13 protein-coding genes are annotated in these 17264 nt (G+C 45.1%); 7 read left to right on the forward strand and 6 right to left on the reverse strand.

The annotated features are described in order from the left end of the window. Window positions 1-14: 14 nt before the first annotated feature. The gene (locus ACJJI6_RS06115) at window positions 15-1145 is read left to right on the forward strand and encodes an S-(hydroxymethyl)glutathione dehydrogenase/class III alcohol dehydrogenase (protein ID WP_475712822.1); all 1131 of its coding nucleotides are present in this window, start codon (window positions 15-17) and stop codon (window positions 1143-1145) included. A 56-nt stretch (window positions 1146-1201) separates the two neighbouring features. Beyond that, window positions 1202-2053, forward strand: coding sequence for an S-formylglutathione hydrolase (fghA, locus tag ACJJI6_RS06120; RefSeq protein ID WP_475712823.1), 852 nt, complete (start codon window positions 1202-1204; stop codon window positions 2051-2053). A 72-nt stretch (window positions 2054-2125) separates the two neighbouring features. On the opposite strand, the gene ACJJI6_RS06125 is transcribed toward fghA, so the two are convergent. The 3 genes from ACJJI6_RS06125 to ACJJI6_RS06135 form a co-directional block, all read right to left on the reverse strand. Continuing rightward, complete coding sequence (locus tag ACJJI6_RS06125) at window positions 2126-3559, reverse strand: aldehyde dehydrogenase family protein (RefSeq protein ID WP_475712824.1); 1434 nt, start codon at window positions 3557-3559, stop codon at window positions 2126-2128. A gap of 253 nt (window positions 3560-3812) precedes the next feature. Then, complete coding sequence (locus tag ACJJI6_RS06130) at window positions 3813-5522, reverse strand: alkaline phosphatase D family protein (protein WP_444917247.1); 1710 nt, start codon at window positions 5520-5522, stop codon at window positions 3813-3815. Window positions 5523-5736: 214 nt separating this feature from the next. Beyond that, window positions 5737-6303, reverse strand: a complete 567-nt coding sequence (locus ACJJI6_RS06135) for a DUF1993 domain-containing protein (protein WP_475712825.1) — start codon at window positions 6301-6303, stop codon at window positions 5737-5739. A gap of 148 nt (window positions 6304-6451) precedes the next feature. Here ACJJI6_RS06135 and ACJJI6_RS06140 point away from each other — a divergent pair, with 148 nt between their 5' ends. Together ACJJI6_RS06140 and ACJJI6_RS06145 are read left to right on the forward strand one after the other, a co-directional pair. Beyond that, window positions 6452-6919, forward strand: coding sequence for an allophanate hydrolase-related protein (locus ACJJI6_RS06140; RefSeq protein WP_444917249.1), 468 nt, complete (start codon window positions 6452-6454; stop codon window positions 6917-6919). Between the two features lie 34 nt (window positions 6920-6953). Then, window positions 6954-7346: an allophanate hydrolase-related protein gene (locus tag ACJJI6_RS06145; protein WP_445361767.1), complete on the forward strand. Its 393-nt coding sequence runs from the start codon at window positions 6954-6956 to the stop codon at window positions 7344-7346. 59 nt (window positions 7347-7405) lie between these two features. Here ACJJI6_RS06145 and ACJJI6_RS06150 read toward each other — a convergent pair whose 3' ends face one another. Together ACJJI6_RS06150 and ACJJI6_RS06155 are read right to left on the reverse strand one after the other, a co-directional pair. After that, the gene (locus ACJJI6_RS06150; RefSeq protein WP_475712826.1) at window positions 7406-8122 is read right to left on the reverse strand and encodes an SMP-30/gluconolactonase/LRE family protein; all 717 of its coding nucleotides are present in this window, start codon (window positions 8120-8122) and stop codon (window positions 7406-7408) included. Between the two features lie 245 nt (window positions 8123-8367). Beyond that, window positions 8368-9213, reverse strand: coding sequence for an alpha/beta hydrolase family protein (locus tag ACJJI6_RS06155; RefSeq protein ID WP_475712827.1), 846 nt, complete (start codon window positions 9211-9213; stop codon window positions 8368-8370). 549 nt (window positions 9214-9762) lie between these two features. On the opposite strand from ACJJI6_RS06155, the gene ACJJI6_RS06160 reads away from it, so the two are divergent. Beyond that, the gene (locus tag ACJJI6_RS06160) at window positions 9763-10635 is read left to right on the forward strand and encodes a glycosyltransferase family 2 protein (protein ID WP_475712828.1); all 873 of its coding nucleotides are present in this window, start codon (window positions 9763-9765) and stop codon (window positions 10633-10635) included. Between the two features lie 63 nt (window positions 10636-10698). On the opposite strand, the gene ACJJI6_RS06165 is transcribed toward ACJJI6_RS06160, so the two are convergent. Beyond that, window positions 10699-11844, reverse strand: a complete 1146-nt coding sequence (locus tag ACJJI6_RS06165; protein ID WP_475712829.1) for a hypothetical protein — start codon at window positions 11842-11844, stop codon at window positions 10699-10701. A 1080-nt stretch (window positions 11845-12924) separates the two neighbouring features. Here ACJJI6_RS06165 and ACJJI6_RS06170 point away from each other — a divergent pair. Beyond that, complete coding sequence (locus ACJJI6_RS06170) at window positions 12925-13755, forward strand: sulfite exporter TauE/SafE family protein (RefSeq protein ID WP_475712830.1); 831 nt, start codon at window positions 12925-12927, stop codon at window positions 13753-13755. Window positions 13756-14794: 1039 nt separating this feature from the next. Continuing rightward, on the forward strand, window positions 14795-16990 hold the full coding sequence (locus tag ACJJI6_RS06175) for a hypothetical protein (protein WP_475712831.1): 2196 nt from the start codon (window positions 14795-14797) through the stop codon (window positions 16988-16990). Window positions 16991-17264 lie beyond the last annotated feature (274 nt).

The following is a 17264-nucleotide window of genomic DNA, read 5'->3' on the forward strand; positions in this document are numbered from 1 at the left end:
CAGCGAGTAATCTAATGTCTGAACAATTTATCAAGTCGAAGGCCGCCATCGCTTGGGGGCCTGGCCAACCGTTATCGGTCGAAGAAGTGGATGTCATGCTGCCAAAGGCTGGTGAAGTATTGATCAAGGTCATTGCATCGGGAGTGTGTCACACCGATGCTTTCACCTTGTCTGGCGACGACCCGGAAGGCAAATTCCCCTGTATTTTGGGCCATGAAGGTGGCGGTATTGTCGTGCATGTCGGTGAAGGGGTTACCAGTGTCAAAGAGGGTGATCATGTGATCCCCCTGTACACCCCAGAATGTGGCGAGTGTAAATTCTGCAAGTCCGGCAAGACGAACCTCTGCCAAAAGATCCGTGAAACTCAGGGGCAAGGCCTGATGCCCGACGGCACCACACGCTTCTATAAAGATGGCAAGCCCATCTACCACTATATGGGCTGCTCGACATTTTCGGAGTACACCGTACTGCCAGAGATTTCACTGGCAAAAGTAAATCCGGCTGCACCGTTAGAGGAAGTCTGCCTGCTGGGTTGTGGTGTCACTACTGGTATGGGCGCCGTGATGAACACCGCCAAAGTTCAAGAAGGCGATACTGTTGCGATTTTTGGCCTTGGGGGCATTGGCCTTTCGGCGATTATCGGCGCTACCATGGCAAAGGCCTCGCGAATCATTGCCATCGATATCAATGAAATCAAGTTTGAATTAGCCCGCAAACTGGGGGCGACGGACTGCATCAACCCCAACAACTACGATAAGCCAATTCAGGAAGTCATTGTCGAACTCACCGAGGGCGGTGTGGATTATTCCTTCGAATGTATCGGCAACGTCAATGTGATGCGCTCCGCTCTGGAGTGCTGCCACAAGGGCTGGGGTGAATCGGTCATTATCGGTGTAGCTGGTGCCGGCCAGGAGATCTCCACCCGCCCATTCCAGCTGGTAACAGGCCGAGTCTGGCGCGGGTCAGCATTCGGCGGAGTTAAAGGACGTTCCGAATTACCAGACTACGTAGAGCGCTACCTGAATGGCGAATTCCAGCTCAACGACTTTATCACCCACACCATGAGCCTGGATGACATCAATAAATCTTTCGATCTGTTACACAAAGGCGAAAGTATCCGCACCGTCATTCACTTCGATCAATAACCAGCAATGATCAATTGGGCCATCCCTTGGAGGTGGTCCAATTAGGGCTATCCATCATGTCTATTGAAAATATCAGTGCCAACCGGAGTTTTGGCGGCTGGCACAAGCAATACCTTCACGACTCACAGTCACTTAACTGCAAAATGCGTTTTGCTATTTATTTGCCACCGCAAGCTTCACAAATGCACAAGGTTCCGGTGCTCTACTGGCTGTCAGGTCTGACCTGTACCGATGAGAATTTTATGCAAAAGGCAGGAGCCCTGCGCATTGCCTCCAAACTGGGGATAGCCATCGTTGCTCCCGACACCAGTCCCCGTGGAGAATCTATTGCCGATGATAAAGCCTATGATCTGGGGCAAGGTGCTGGATTTTATATCAACGCCACCCAAGCGCCCTGGAGTCGCCACTACCACATGTATGATTATGTGGTGGAAGAACTGCCAGCACTTATCGAGACCACCTTCCCTGTGACAACACAGCGCGCCATTGCAGGACATTCAATGGGGGGCCATGGTGCACTGATGATCGCCCTGCGCAATCCGGCAAGTTATGTTTCCGCATCAGCCTTCAGCCCCATCAGCAATCCTTCTCAGTGTCCGTGGGGACAAAAAGCCTTTGAAACCTATTTGGGCAAAGATCGGGATAGTTGGCGAGACTACGATAGCAGCGAACTACTCAAAAATGCCGACAAGCCTGTGCCGATGTTGGTGGATCAAGGGGAAGCCGATAGCTTTCTTGTTGAACAGCTGAAACCCGAGACGCTCGAAGAAGCTGCCAAAGCAAGCAACTACCCGCTCCAACTTCGCCGTCATTCCGGTTATGACCACAGCTATTACTTTATCGCCAGCTTTATTGAGGAACATCTTCGGTTTCATGCCCAGCATCTCAGCCAGACATGCCCAAACTAATAAGTAAGGTCAATCGTTAGTCCAAGGCCACAGCTGCAAGGAGAGTTGTGGGCCTGGTGACCTATTAATTTTCTAGCTATTTAACTCACGCACCACCATCAGCCTCTCCTCGGTCATATCCGCAATAGCCCAGCGTACCCCCTCCCGACCAAGCCCCGAATCCTTAACACCACCATAGGGCATATTATCTACCCGCCAGCTGGGTACATCACCAATAACCACACCACCCACTTCCAAGGTATCCCAGGCTTGCTGGGCTTTGTAAAGGTCACGAGTGAATATGCCAGCCTGCAGACCAAAGGCACTGTCATTCACCTTGTCTAAAACATCATCAAAGCTATCGAAAGGCTCCAGAATTGCAACTGGACCAAATGCCTCCTGCTGTACAATGGAGCAGTCATGGGGCACGTTTTCCAATAGCGTTGGATCAAGCATGGCGCCATCTCGTGTACCTCCACAAAGCAGGGTTCCCCCGGCTTGAACCCCCTCTTCCACCCAGGTATGCAAGCGGGTAGCCTCTCCCTCAGAAATCATTGGGCCAATAAATGTATCTTCTGATCGAGGATCGCCTTTCTTAAGCTTTTTGGTACGCTCAACCAGACGTCGCTTCAGGTCTTCATATAGACTGCAATGTCCATAGATCCTCTGGACGCCGATACAGCTTTGACCCGACTGATAGAAAGCACCGAAAATCAGCCTCTCTACAGCATCATCAAGATCTGTATCCCGATCGATAACGCAGGCTGCATTACCCCCCAACTCCAAAACCACTTTCTTTCGTCCCGCCCTGGCCTTTAGGTCCCAGCCCACCGCAGGTGAGCCAGTAAAGCTCAGCAGCTTAAATCGATCATCCACCGTAAACAGCTCTGCTCCCTCTCTATGGCAGGGCAATACAGAAAAGGCACCTTTCGGCAGCTGTGTTTCGGCCAGAACTTCAGCGATGATTAATGCCCCTATGGGCGTGCGGCTAGCGGGTTTTAGTACAAAGGGGCATCCAGCAGCGATGGCAGGTGCTACCTTGTGAGCAGCAAGATTCAAAGGGAAATTGAACGGCGATATAAATGAGCATGCGCCCACCGGTACTCGCCTGATATATCCACGATAGCCCCGTGAGCGCTTGGATATCTCAAGATTGATAATCTCACCATTGATACGCACTGCCTCTTCAGCGGCCACATGAAATGTATCGATTAGACGCAGTACCTCGCCCCGTGAATCATGAATCGGCTTACCAGCTTCAATACACAGCGCTTCGGCCAGCTCTTCAAACCTTTCACGAAAACGTACAACACAATGCTGTAAAACTTCCTGGCGGGTGTAAGACGGCAAATTAGCCATCGGTTTTTCAGCCAAAAGCGCCCAGTCGATGGCACTGTCAATAACCTTGGCATCAGCCATTGCAACCCGGGTAGCTACTTTCCCTGAATACTTGTCAGTAACTTCCAGATCGGTGTTGGCATGCACTGCTTCATTGGCCAGGTAGTAAGGGTAAGATTCTTGCAGCAAAGTAATATCCTTTTACTTGAAGTCTTGATCTATCAAGAGCGCCCCAACGCCAGATACAGCATTGTGCCCATCGTCGGGTATAGATGACCCGCAGGCATATATCAAATGCGTGTTCATTGGCTTATTAGTTTTGCTATCGGGGAAGGACTTTCTTACTCGTACAAGCTAGATATGATGAAGAAGGAATCGAAACAGTGGAATCTTGTGAAGTTGGGGGCAAGCGCCCCACAACTTCATATTGACTGAGAACCAGCTACTTTTCGGTTAACCACATGCCAACAGGCTCATAATTAAACTTCTTATATACCGCTTTTTCGGTATCCGGGTTATCACTCTTCTTATCGATGTTATATACGGTCCAGTTTAATTCATTGACATTGAATTCGATCACTGCATATCCATAGATATTACTAACAAAATCTTTGATATGTGGGTTATTGACCTGAACCCCGCCATTTAGCAATGATGTAAACACACTGCCAACATCAATACCTTTCTCAATCGTATCGTTCATATTGGGAGAAGATATGGAAGGGGTCATCAGCTCAACGCCAACCAGGTTGTCGTAGTCCCAGTTGCTAATTTTGCTGAAATCAACTTTCAGGTATGAAGCGATACTGGAGTGGAGATCCCCTGTCAGCACTACAAAGTTATCGACATTGCTGTCCTTAACAGATGACAGGATCTTTTCCCGCTCCCACTGGTAACCATCCCAGGCATCATAATTGGCGTACACCAGCGAGCGCCCCAAAATAGTACCAGCCAATTGTGCCAGCAAAGTCTGGTTGCCCCACACTTTCCAGCGGGCATTGGAGTTAACAACTCCATCAATCAGCCAATCCCGCTGAGTCTTACCCAGCATGGTTTGGGTATCTTCTTCATAATCTGTGCACCAGTAGTTTTCCCAAGCTGTACCATCCTTGCACGGCTCCTTGGTTCTATAGGTGCGGCTATCTGTCATATACAGATCAACCAAGTCACCGAACTGGAAAGAACGATAAATCTGTAAGTAGTCAAAAGCGTGGCTTGCGGATTCATCGACTTTTACCCGTGCAGGGACATATTCGATCCAGGCCTGCTGAGCATCGCGACGCAACTGGCGCAGCTGGTCAGGGTTATTATCGCCGGTCTGGTAGGGATGAGATGGCACACCCAGAGTATCCCGCTCGTAATCCCAGTAAGCATTGTCTGCAGTTTCATGATCATCCCAGGTGATGATAAATGAGTGCATTTCCATCGCTCGCTGCAGGTTCTTGTCCTTGCGATACTCTCTGTAAATATGACGATAGTCCTCAAGATCCATCGCAACAGAGCCGCCAGAAGGCAGGGAGAGTGAATGCACTATCGAGCTTTCAAAGCCTTCGTATTGGGCATATTCATAGATAAAGTCACCCAAATGCAGTACGCAATGTACATCTTCGTCCGCGATATGGTTGTAGGCGTTGTAATAACCGGTGGTGTAATCCTGACAGGTAACCACAGCCATCTTTAGATTCTCTAGGCTACCGGTAGGCAGTGTGTGACAACGCCCAACACGGCTACTGATAGTCCCGTATTTGAAGCGATAATAGTAACGTTGGTCAGAAGATAAGTAGCCTTCCAGGTCAATGTTAACGGTGTAATCACGGTCTGCCGTGATATCGCTAGCATTAATCTCAGCACTTAGAATTGGCTGGGTAAACTCCTCATCCAGCGCGACATCTACATACAGAGACTGACCCGCGATATAGGAGTCAGGGTTAATGTGCGTCCAAAGGACCACTCCAGTTTGACTGGGATCTCCCGAGGCTACTGATAAATCAAAAACAATTCCGTCGTTGTCAATTTGATCAGCAAATGTGGTGCCGCCCAGTACAAAACGTGCATAGGTTTCACTATCAGTGTCCGCGAGAGAACGGACCGTAAAGGGGGTTAAAAGTGCAACCCCCATAGCCTGGACAAAGGTTCGGCGGGAGATGGTCATATATAAACTTCCTGTTATCGTACGTATGAAGAATCGGAAAGGGAGCGGATTCTATAGAAGAACGTACCAACAAAGAAGTTTGACTTTTTAGCTAGTAATCTCTTTTTCTCTCAAAATTAATACTTATGGAGTTAATACACAAAAGTCAGATGGAGAAAAGCAAAGTCCCCCTCCCCATCAGCTATGAACTTGAAAAACTTAGCGTTGTTAACCATTAGCAATCTGAAATCATCTCTGGCCTGAGATAAGCAAAGGCGTGCTGTACATAGTCGGCTTTACCTAAGGAAACACCTTGAGCTCTCAAGATTGCATAGGCCGTGTTGATATGGAAATAAAATTGAGGTAGCGCCCAGTCCCTGGCATATTGCTCATTAATCATATCGAAAGTCATCCCGTTCGGGAGCTTAATCGTCACAGGCTCACATACTGCTACCATCACTGTTTCTGGCGTAACGCTTCTTAAAAATGCCAGTGCCTCTCGAATTCGCTCTTGAGCTTCGGGAATAGATCCGGGGTTTTCACCAGCTCCCTGCCCTTCACGAGCCAATTGCTCCAGAAAATCTGGAAGCGCACGCCGCTTCAATCGAAATATTGCCTCTTGCGCCTGTAAGCAACTAAACCGAACCTGGGATGATAAGGGAAACATATCTGGAGCAAGCCTCGCTTTAAGGAGGGCTTCAGACTCATCTTCTGGCAATTCTGTTTTTGCCTTATCCAACCAACTAGAAAGGGCTTCCAATAGTTGTATATACGTAGGTAACAACAAATCTGTCAGGTTCATAATATATTTCCACTAATTTTTATTGATAAGCGACAAAATATATCTCTGGTACCATTCTAAAATAATAAGGGAGGCACAAGCATCATTTAGTGTCTTCTTGCCTCCATGTCTAAGCTAAATTCATAAGGCGTCAACTCGAGATAAATAAATGCTCAGGATACTCAGATATATTGCTGCTAGTTTAATGGTATTGGTGTCACTAGCGAATGCTGAATCTATTGACGTCGCAGTTAATGGCACGCTAATGCGTGGATTCGCCCTCGAAAAACACATGCATAAAAACCATGCCACTTTTGTACGAGAGGCTAAAACGGCGTCGATCTATCGCATGTGGTCAGTTGCAGACAAATACCCCGCAATGGAAAGAGTTCTCAACGGCGGCACATGGATTACACTGGAGATCTGGTCGATTCCGCAAGCCAACTTGGTCAACCTATTAGAGGAGGAAGCCAAAGGATTGGTTTTAGGTAAAGTTGCTTTAGCGGATGGAACACAGGTATTAGGCATACTGGGTGAAAACTATATTGTCCAAAACCAGAAAGATATATCCAAGTGGCATGGCTGGCGAGCCTATGCGGAGAGTATGGGTATGAGTAGTAATAAAACTGGTCAGTAGCACTAATATCAAATATTTGATTTAGACAATCGAAATGAGTACACATACAGAAGTCGCAGTAAATGGACCATTGATGCGTGGCCTGGCGTTAGATAAAAACTTAATACAAAACAATGCAACATTTGTTAGGGAGGCTAAAACAGAAGCCATTTACCGGATGTGGGCAATCAAAGGCGAATATCCTTCGATGCAGAGAGTGCGCACAGGTGGAACATGGTTCAAGGTTGAAATTTGGTCCTTACCTAAGGCCAACTTAATTGAAGTGCTTAATTTAGAAGCGGCGGGACTAACTTTGGGTAAAGTAGTCTTAGAAAATGGCGGGCAAGTTTTAGGGATATTAGGAGAAAACTATTTGACTCAGCAACAAGAAGATATTTCCCGATTTCATGGATGGCGCAACTATATACAACAGAAATCTAAAAACTGACGTTGAAGCTGCTTTTATTTGGCCCTAAACAATATCATTAGGTAGACAATCCACTCAGTCTATATCTTTGGGCGATATAGCTGCCTACCACGGCACGGTATTCCTACCCACTCTAAGCACCCTGCATCCAGAATCGTTACTACCGCCCCACCTCTCGAGTCTTCGCAAAAGGCTATATTCGTGGGTCGCTTACCACAGGTGGGTATACGTTCAGCCACCCTTCCCTCACCATCAAGAACGGTCACGTCACCTTGACCAAAAACTGCACAATATAATCGCCCGTCGCTACCGAAAGCTATCCCATCTGGCCCTACAAATCCCTCTGGCGCCCCAGCAACCACATTGCCGAAAAGCTCCCGCTTGGGGTGCATTAACGAAGCGAGATCGTAGCGGTAGATATTGCCGCTAATAGTCTCCCCTACATACAGCTGGCCCCGATCATCAATGGCAATACCGTTGGGAAAACGCAATCCGGAATCAAGCTGTCGCAACACATCTCCATTGCGAGGATCTATCTCTAATACCTGTCCATAGTAGCGACAAGATCGGCAATCAGCTCGAATCACCTGCCCCTGAACAAAAATATCCGGGTCAATCCCGGAGTCTGTTATGTAAAGTAAGCCATTATCACCAAAAACCAGATCATTGGGCCATAAGTAGGGCTGATCTTCTGGTCCGTCATAAGCTTCAATAAGATCCCCATTTAGCCCCATGCGAACAAGCTGCTTACCCCCTCCATCTGCAATCCATAAATTGTCATACCCATCGATTGCCATGCCATTAGGTCGCCGAGCAGGATACCCTATTTGTTGATATTGACCCTGCAAGTCAATACAGCTTATACAGTGCCGTCTAGATGCCATTTCAGTGACATAAATGCGGCCATCAGGCAGACAGACGGGCCCTTCTGGTTCTTGTAAGCCTCTACATAGTACTTGTCTCTCCATGCTAACGACCACAGGCTCGAGTTGGTATAAAAGGCATCATGTGTGATACGAGGGCGTATCAACGCCAGGAGGGACTAGTCCAGCCAACCTAATACGTTCCGCCAAAGACTCTCCTTGAACTCCTTTCGGAAAAACCCAAAGTGGCCTATTGATGTATTTCCAATAGAGCTGGTTTGAATAATCTCAATATCTGTATTCGCATTACAGTAAAAATCTCGCAATGCACGGACAGCCTTCTCTGGTGCAAAGTCCTTATCGTCATCTATAAGCAGGAACTTCATATCACACTGCATGCGCTCGAACCCCTCACGAATCGGCCGACCATGCTGATCGACAACGTAATCCTTATGTCGAGCCCAGTAAGCCCATTCACGAGCTATTCCTGCAGGTAAGTTCTCTCCACCCCAAAGTACTCCAGGCACCCATCCCAAAACATTCGATAGCAAAGGAAATGCGCAGTACCATCCGAATAATAGCTTTGGCTGATACCTTGCATCCCAATGCCCCCAATAGCCGCTCTGAGAAGAAACACAATACACACTCGCAAATCGCGTGTTATTTGATGCAAGACCTACAATTTGACCACCGACACTATGGCAAATGCAGTGCCACTCCAAGCTTTTAGCTCGTTTGCTACACCAGTCAATCACTGCCGCCAAATCTCTCTCCCCCCAGGCTCTTAAGGTCAGCCGTTTGTCCCTTTGACTCTCGATAGCGGACTTACCGATACCTCGGTAATCATAAGTAAGAACCAAATAGCCATTCCGGGCTAAGAAACAAGCAAAATCCCGATAGTAGCTCTGCTTAACCGCCATAGCAGAATTAATAATGATGCCGGCTTTGGGCACCTCACTCGGCGAGAATAGCCTTGCACCAAGCACTATCCCATCGTTAGTGGGGATTTGCTGAGCCTCAATCATTTACTCAAAAGTTGCCCCGTGTAATTCAACACAAAGCATTGGGGTAAGTTAAAATTTCACCCAATACTTCCGGTTTATAGCATGAGATATAATTAACAAGTTGATCCCTAGCAGGTATTTCCTCCTTCCAAGAGCAGTAAATTGACTTGAATATTCACTTTTCGACATTTACCACCCCCTAAAGACTAGAGCAAGTTAAAAGCCCTAATTATATAGCCCTATATAATTAGATTTGATGTTCCAGTTTATGAATTGAAAGGAGGTAGCTTTACCAAAAAGTCAAATAACATGGCAGACAATTGCTCTAGCTTTCCACTATTTTACCTGTAAATGTCCAAGTGAGCTGCACAAAAATATACCCTGCCAATAATCCTCATATTCACTATCAAAAGTGCTAAAACTTCTAAGTACTCTAAAATGCAAAGGGCAGGTTTGATGGCCGATCAATCCAGTCGCCAAGTTAAGGAGATTCGATTTATAGCTTATCTTATATTTCACCTGATTCACTTAAAATGATTTTGAGCTATAGACAACAGGAAGTTTAAGTGCATGTCTGATCGATTCAGTATTATTGTGCCATGCTACAACGATTCTGACCTTCTGTATAACCTATTACAAGGCTACACTTTACAAACCTTTCCAAAGGAAAATTTTGAAATTATTATTGTCGATAACAACTCGAAAGCCCCCAACATCCTGTCATGTTACAACCAGTTCAAGAACCACCTTAATTTAACTTTACTATTTAGACCTCAATTACCAGACCCATTCGCACTTAACTCGGCGCGAAACTTAGGGGTAAAAATTGCTAAACACGAGTGGTGTGTATTTACAGATAGTGACTGTATCCCTGCCCCGAACTATCTGGCAGAGATTCAAAAAACAATCAATGATTATGGGCCTAGTATCTGCATGACCGGGATAAGGGAATTTATTCACTCTAAAGATATTGTCCCAGCAGAAATGGACGGCGACGGCAAGTACCTTGACGCATGCCCTAGATTTAATAGCCCATCAAATTATGGACTCAGTAAAGATAGGCGCCTAGGGAAAATAGAGCAATTACCGAATACAGAACACCCCTGGGGGCACTTTTATGGCTGTAATATGGTATTTAAAAGGGAGGATGTCATTAAAGTTGGTTTTTTTGATGAAAAATACGATGGAACCTGGGGTTACGATGACATAGACCTGGCTTATCGAGTTATCAATGAACTCAAAGTACAGCCAATTTTTATGAAAGAAGCCATTGTCTACCACCAAGACAACATAAATTTAACAGAGACAATCAATGGCAAGAAGAACAAAATTAAAGATTTGAGCAACCCAAACTATCAATATATCTGCAAGAGAATTTCCGGGTATTATGAGTTTAGTAATCGCGAATTCAAACGATTTGGGCTAACAACTACTGCAAGCTAACAATTGACCTGAGTGACCAACTTAAACGCGCCTAAATATTGTTATACATTTTTCAAGCATCTATCAGATATCTGATAGTTCAATCTCACTAGAGAAAGATTTCAGAAACAGAACAACCTTATCAAGAGAGAAAATAGCCTCATTAACAGCAACCTCAATATGATAACCATCAGAAGCTTTACTAATAACAAAGACCAGTGCATCTCTTGTGATTGAATAGGTCGCGATACAGTCGACCTCTCGAGCAGGCAAATAACTAAATGTAAAGTCTTCATTGATACTTGATGTAACTTGTTTCCCAATTTTTAACATGTTGAGGAGTACCATTGCATAATATGCAATGTGGTACCTTTTTAATAGGTATATTTGATACCTAGAGAGTTTATTTAGAGAAAAATAGAAACCAGATGCCGTATTTCCTACCCCAGCCAGTCTTTCACCCTGATCCGGAATGTTGTGAATAAACTCTTGTGTAATCAATATATTTGCTCGCTGCCTTTCGAAAGTACTGACAAAATTATCTATAAAAGATTTCAAAACATTTTCGAAAGATATCTCGCTAGATTCAACTTTAGCTGACACCAATACGATGTCATCGAGATCTCCTTTTATACAACCCTTTTCCTCCAAGAGAAATGGATTTGGCTTGTTCTCCTTCCTATTAAACATTCTCAGACTTAAACCTATAAATATAGCTTGGGCCAGCCCTATAACTCGGTGAAAATTCGAGTATTGCCCATTACCCTTGTATACATGCATTATTGAAGAGTAATATGCATCTGACTTCTCCTGATCTTTCTTCAACAAGCAATTGGCATATTTAGAAAAGAGCAGGCCAGTGTAACCGGAAAAAAAATCATGATTTGCTATAAAGCATACAGACGTGCTATCAAAGTGGATGTAGAAGGGGATCTTTTCGACCTCCAACCTCTTATATAGGGCCTTCCTTCCAACGGCACCTGTCAGCTCTTTCCTCAGCGCCTCTATCTTTTCTAAGTAAAAGCGTTTTGGGTGAGGCGCGGTAGTCAATGCAACTAAGTCATAAAGCTTGTCTAGACAATCAGTAATTTCATCTTGGTTACTTCTAGTGACAACATTTATAAGCAGAGTAGATACACAGCCATAACCTTTTAAGTGCTGCTGGACAAAGCTCTCTGGCGCTTCTATCGGCGTGAATAATCTGGACAGAAAGTTGGACTTGTCGGCCACGATACCACCTTAAAAGGGAGGGTTTGCCACTTAATTTGATCACACACCATATAAATTTAGTCAACTACCCTTATGGCAACAATTACTTTAAGGTTTTCCTTTGAGCAACTTAGCATAAAGAGGACGTAGAAAAAAATAAGACAAGTAGTTATTATAAGCTAACAACCATTAACACAACTGTGTATGCGCCGGGGTCCATATCTAAATAATAACTAAAGAAAAACTACACGCCCATAGATACCTGACAGGGCTGTCGCAAGACGCATGTTTAATCAAATTATTTTCTTAAATTTAAAGCTAACGAAGCCTTATCTGATGATAAGCTTCACCATCTAAACAATTGGCAGACCAAGCTGCTAAAGTGACTCAACAACTGCAGTTGGATCAATCCTGAATACTGTTGCATGTGCCCACGTAGCCCCATAGAACCTTAACATGCTATAAATCGTTTGAGCCTGCTGAGTAAAGCATTGCCCTGCTCCAATACTGTTAAGCACGATGGAAAATCGTTCTTTTATATGAAAAGTAAATATTTCAATACTCAAAGCAACCTTTATTAAACTCAATAAACCACCTTCACTCTAACCTGAAATGCATCTTGAATTATACAGATAGGGAAGCTTCAAATTTCTTTAAGCCTGGAAAGGTAAGTATATTTTTTGATCCTGGAAAAATACTTATGCCTATGATTCCCATCCTTGCTCAGACCTAACCACACAAAAACATAAGCAAGCAAACTTCATTAAATGCAAAAAATAGCCAATAGTTTCAATACTTATAGAGGCTAACACACCGAATTAGTAGAAAGGAGCCAGAAAATGATTAAATAGCTTACTGATCTAGTTCAAGTGCCAACCACACACCACACCTATACAGCCCAATATAAACCCCACCTAGAGCTCAAACTTGAAAGGTGCAAACCCTACAGAGGCACCCTCCTCCATTTTTAAATGGGGGCTCGAATAGATTTTTTAAAAGTCAATTAGCTGGGACGCAAAAAACCTATGAAGCAATTTGATATATTAAACAGCTCGATTCAGTGTGTTTGGTTAGCTTCAAGAGTGACTAAACTATTGCACTATGGAAATGCTATTTGTTTACTTGTTACTCGGCGCCATCGCGGGTACAGCGGCAGGCCTCTTGGGGATTGGTGGGGGCCTGATCATCGTGCCTGCTTTGGTGTTGATTTTTTCTGCCACGGGTATCTCCCCCCAGGTGCTGACCCATATGGCGGTGGGGACTTCGTTGGCAACCATTATCGTGACTTCAATCAGTTCGGTCTGGGCACATAACGCAAAAGGTGCCGTTGACTGGCGCCTATTCTGGATTATGACTCCAGGGATACTTGTGGGGTCTTGGCTGGGCGGCGTGACAGCAGACTTGTTACCTGGTGCTTGGTTGCAGCTATTGATTGGCGTGTTTGCCATATTTATGTCCGTGCGTATGGGTTTAGGTGGATTGGCCTCAGCAACCTCACAAGAAAATGGCCATCACTTACCCGGGGCAGCACCTTTGATCTGTTCCGGAGGAGTAATCGGCTGGCTCGCAGCGATCTTTGGTATTGGTGGAGGGGCCTTAGTGGTTCCCTACTTATCGCACTTCGGTACAAAAATGCAGCGCGCTGTCGGAACCTCCGCTGCCTTTGGTCTGCCAATCGCTATTTCTGGCTCAATCAGCTTTGCCGTGCAAGGGTGGGACAATCAGCTACTACCAAAGTGGAGTAGTGGTTATATTTACTGGCCGGCTTTTGTGGGAATTGTACTTACCAGCGTGCTCTTTGCCAGGCTTGGTGCCAGCGTTGCACACAAGATATCTGCTAAGCGCTTAAAGCTGTGCTTTGCCTTACTGCTTTGTATTATCGGGGTTCGTTTTATCTGGCAAAACTTCAATCTGTTAGCTGGGCTAGGCTAGACCTACCCTCTGGATTGTTTTTAGCGGATCGGAAGTAAATAGTCTATTCCTCCCAAGCATCTATTATCAGATGCTCGCAATAGCCTTTGTGGTTTTAAAGACTACCAGTCGAATTACTCTTCCCAGCCCTTCGGATTACGCGACTGAACCATCTTTATAGGATATTAGTAACACAATGATTGGTATTTACCCCTAACGCATACCTACCAAACATTATGTACTTAAAGTGGAAAAGATTATTTTTAGCCATTGACAATCTCTACTTTCAAATTAGGAAAGACTGCCACCCGCGTTAAACTTGCCAGCAGGGAATTGAAATTTTAAAGATGGAAGTCCATTAAAATATAGTTACGAAAATATTCATATTGGATTTTACACACAGGATAGACGACATGTAGGCCTCCGAAAAGAGCGCCGTGTTGCCGAGAGCACAGCGCCTATCTCTGCACAGCCCACTATATCAATCAGGCACTGACCATTTCTGAACCGGAATTTTTTGAGGGTTTGTTCAGACTTTGTGAGATAGTGGGAGCAGTACAGAAATCTAATATTTGCTTCAATATATGCTGACATCTTAGCGCGGGCTATTGCCGATGCTTCCTCCACTTCGCACGCTGCAACATAGTTCAAACCTTTTATTACATTTATCTCCAGCCGCATCAACTTTAATGAAATTTATTCTAGTAATAGATTAACTCCCCACCCTTTCACTCTTGAAAACCTTATCAAAGAGCTAGCCAGCATTATTGGTAAAAACTATAGAATCAGCAATACCAATTAAGATAACAGTCACCCTACTTGGCCTTCGACAAAAATTCTAGTGATTCCATGTAAAGCTTCTTCAGATGCTCAAACAGAGGGACTTCACCAGATTTCCTATCAAAATAATGCCCCTTTAGAGAAATTATTAAGTAATCCACAGAAAGGTAGATCAAGAGAACTAGAATGGCGCTCTCAATTCTAATAACTCAAAAATGAGATTTTGTCGACAATTTCACAGATAACAATCGATTCCAATCGCACATTTACGGGCAAACTTATGAGCAAGCTATTCAGCAAAAAAACTTTGGCACTGGCACTTACAGTCATACTGGCTTCATGTGGAGGAGGTGGAGGCTCTTCTTCAGATTCGGACCCAGCCCAATCATCTGGCGACAATGGCGGGGGCCAAGGCTCTGGAGATGGTGGCGGTTCAGGTAGTGGTAGCGGCTCTGGGGATAGCGGATCGGGGACCCTTCCAGACAACGAACCTGGTACCGTGACTGTTGGCGATATAGAAACGGCAGATCTGGGGTTTGCACAGATTACTTCCCGGGATATCACATTGCCGAATGGCCAAACCAATGCCGAAGAAGTCCATGGACTCCCACACTATATAGCCAGAACAGACAGTAATCAGGATGACAATCTACAGTCTGTGCCCATGCGAAGTTACACCACAGCTTGCGCAACCGACACTGATAGGCCCAGGATGTTTGTTTCCAAAACCCTTAGCGAAGGTAGTGGAGAAGATGAAACCACTTATGGCACTGTTTATGAGCTGCAATATAATCCTGAAACTCTAAGCTTCGACCAAACCGGCAATACCACAATTCTAAAACAATGCTACGAAGCCCATGGTATCGCAGCTAGCGCTGATTGCTCACGGGTTGCGGTCTTGTGCAACACCGAATACCAGGCAAACGAGCGCTATGACGTACAAGGGGATCTGGTTGAGCAATACGGTAGCGACTGGATGAAGATGGAAAATAATATCAGTGCTATTGACGGACGTATTGAAAGGGATATCGGCCTGATGATATCTACCAATCACAGTCAATACATTGGCTATTTTACGGACCACCCCACACTGAAGTTCGAGGACTTCCTACCTGGACTAAAAGAAAATTTCCCCGAGACTGACTTCGGCGACTCCCCGACCTTTAAGACAATTAAAGGTAACGAAATGCAAGAGGAGATGGCTTATATAGTCGATCAACTCTCTGAAGCCGATTATAACGCTATGGTCGAGTATATTCGCGAGAATGGCTATAAATATAATGATCAAATCTGGCTAATGGAGTGGGATAACTTAGCGCTTAGCGAGAAGCCTGCGGCCTACGTTGTAAACAAGATGCACGGTGGTGGCCACGCCGGAGCCCAAGAGCTTATCTATGTCGAGAATGATAGCCAAGGCCGCACCAGCTACGCCTTCTCAGTAACTGCTCGGGTTTTTGATAGCAGCTATGGTGGCTCCCACTATTCTGCTGGAATGACTGTTATTGATCGCGATAACTGGTCCTTAAATATGAGTGGCAGTAATAACAGAGGCTGGTATTGGCTTTGCGGCTACGGTCATGTCTTGAATATCCGGGCATTTTATAATCCTGGTACCGAAAAATATGGAGCGATTTGCACTAGCGATGGTGGTCAATATAATCAATCGCGCGGATTAAATACTATTGCCATCAAAATGGAGGATATTTCTTCTACCAGTAGATTTGAAGGTTACTACAATTACCTGATCCCCTCCGACAATGCATTTTTCTCTAACGGAGGTGGACATACTGTAGTCCCTGTGGATGAAGATACTAACTTATCTCTCATCGTCTCCCCCAAGTACATTGATGACGAGGAAATGAATCGCTTCCTGCAAAGCGAATACGGCATTGATACCAGCACTGAAGGGCCTTTTGACCAGCAATGCTCATCCGATGATACGAACTGCTTCTTTTCCTACATGTCAAACAGCGATAATCCAACCGTTTCAAGACAGGGATTACGCAGTGGGGATGCTCTTGAATCCTCATCCCTGACTCGCATTGGTATTGCTAAAGTGGATGGTGAGGGAAGTATCGAGGGGGAAGGCTTTAAATGGCTTGTAGAAGAGCCCGACTGTCAAATCAGTGACCCACAACTTATCGACTTGAAAAATGGGCGTTACCTATTTGGCTATGCGCAATTTCAGTGTATTTCCGACAACCTTTCTTATAACCGGAGTTCCGCTAAAAATGGGGCAATGCGGATGCTTGTTCCGAAAGCCTACTATATTATGGAAATTGATGCAGACCTAAATGTATTGGAAGGCCCTGTAAAGCTGACGAACTTTGGTTGGGGCGGACTTGACGAACCTGTCTTCATGGGCAACGGCAAAGTCGCTTGGTCATATATCAAGAACCCTACAATTGATAGTTACGGCGGCGGCAAGCAGAACGTTTGGCAAGCGATGATCTACCACTCAAATAGCGCTAATTGACCTGAGCATATAGAGAACGACTAGTTTTTGTGAAATGGAAAGAATAACTCTCCATTTCACAAAACTAATATTTGTGAGTTTTTGGAATCTCACAGCCACAGAAACTCTGCTCTCCTTTTAGCACTACATTGTCCCTATCTGAATAAGGAACTTAGAATTGCGCCACCTCTCCACTAGATAAATTCTGAACTAGTTGGATGATGCAGCAACATATCAGTGTAATCACTTAAATAACCTCAAGAGATTTCGAGACGACACAGTCGCAGCTTTAGGT

The sequence above is a fragment of the Microbulbifer maximicatervae (SeqCode) genome, assembly GCF_056232625.1.

What these genes read in the sequence shown, in the direction of transcription:
- ACJJI6_RS06175 (WP_475712831.1), top strand. Translation starts at nt 14,795, where the DNA reads ATGAGCAAGCTATTCAGCAAAAAAACTTTGGCACTGGCACTTACAGTC.
- ACJJI6_RS06115 (WP_475712822.1), top strand. Translation starts at nt 15, where the DNA reads ATGTCTGAACAATTTATCAAGTCGAAGGCCGCCATCGCTTGGGGGCCT.
- ACJJI6_RS06150 (WP_475712826.1), bottom strand. Translation starts at nt 8,122, where the DNA reads ATGGCAATCGATGGGTATGACAATTTATGGATTGCAGATGGAGGGGGT.
- ACJJI6_RS06155 (WP_475712827.1), bottom strand. Translation starts at nt 9,213, where the DNA reads ATGATTGAGGCTCAGCAAATCCCCACTAACGATGGGATAGTGCTTGGT.
- ACJJI6_RS06170 (WP_475712830.1), top strand. Translation starts at nt 12,925, where the DNA reads ATGGAAATGCTATTTGTTTACTTGTTACTCGGCGCCATCGCGGGTACA.
- ACJJI6_RS06130 (WP_444917247.1), bottom strand. Translation starts at nt 5,522, where the DNA reads ATGACCATCTCCCGCCGAACCTTTGTCCAGGCTATGGGGGTTGCACTT.
- ACJJI6_RS06160 (WP_475712828.1), top strand. Translation starts at nt 9,763, where the DNA reads ATGTCTGATCGATTCAGTATTATTGTGCCATGCTACAACGATTCTGAC.
- ACJJI6_RS06135 (WP_475712825.1), bottom strand. Translation starts at nt 6,303, where the DNA reads ATGAACCTGACAGATTTGTTGTTACCTACGTATATACAACTATTGGAA.
- fghA (WP_475712823.1), top strand. Translation starts at nt 1,202, where the DNA reads ATGTCTATTGAAAATATCAGTGCCAACCGGAGTTTTGGCGGCTGGCAC.
- ACJJI6_RS06145 (WP_445361767.1), top strand. Translation starts at nt 6,954, where the DNA reads ATGAGTACACATACAGAAGTCGCAGTAAATGGACCATTGATGCGTGGC.
- ACJJI6_RS06140 (WP_444917249.1), top strand. Translation starts at nt 6,452, where the DNA reads ATGCTCAGGATACTCAGATATATTGCTGCTAGTTTAATGGTATTGGTG.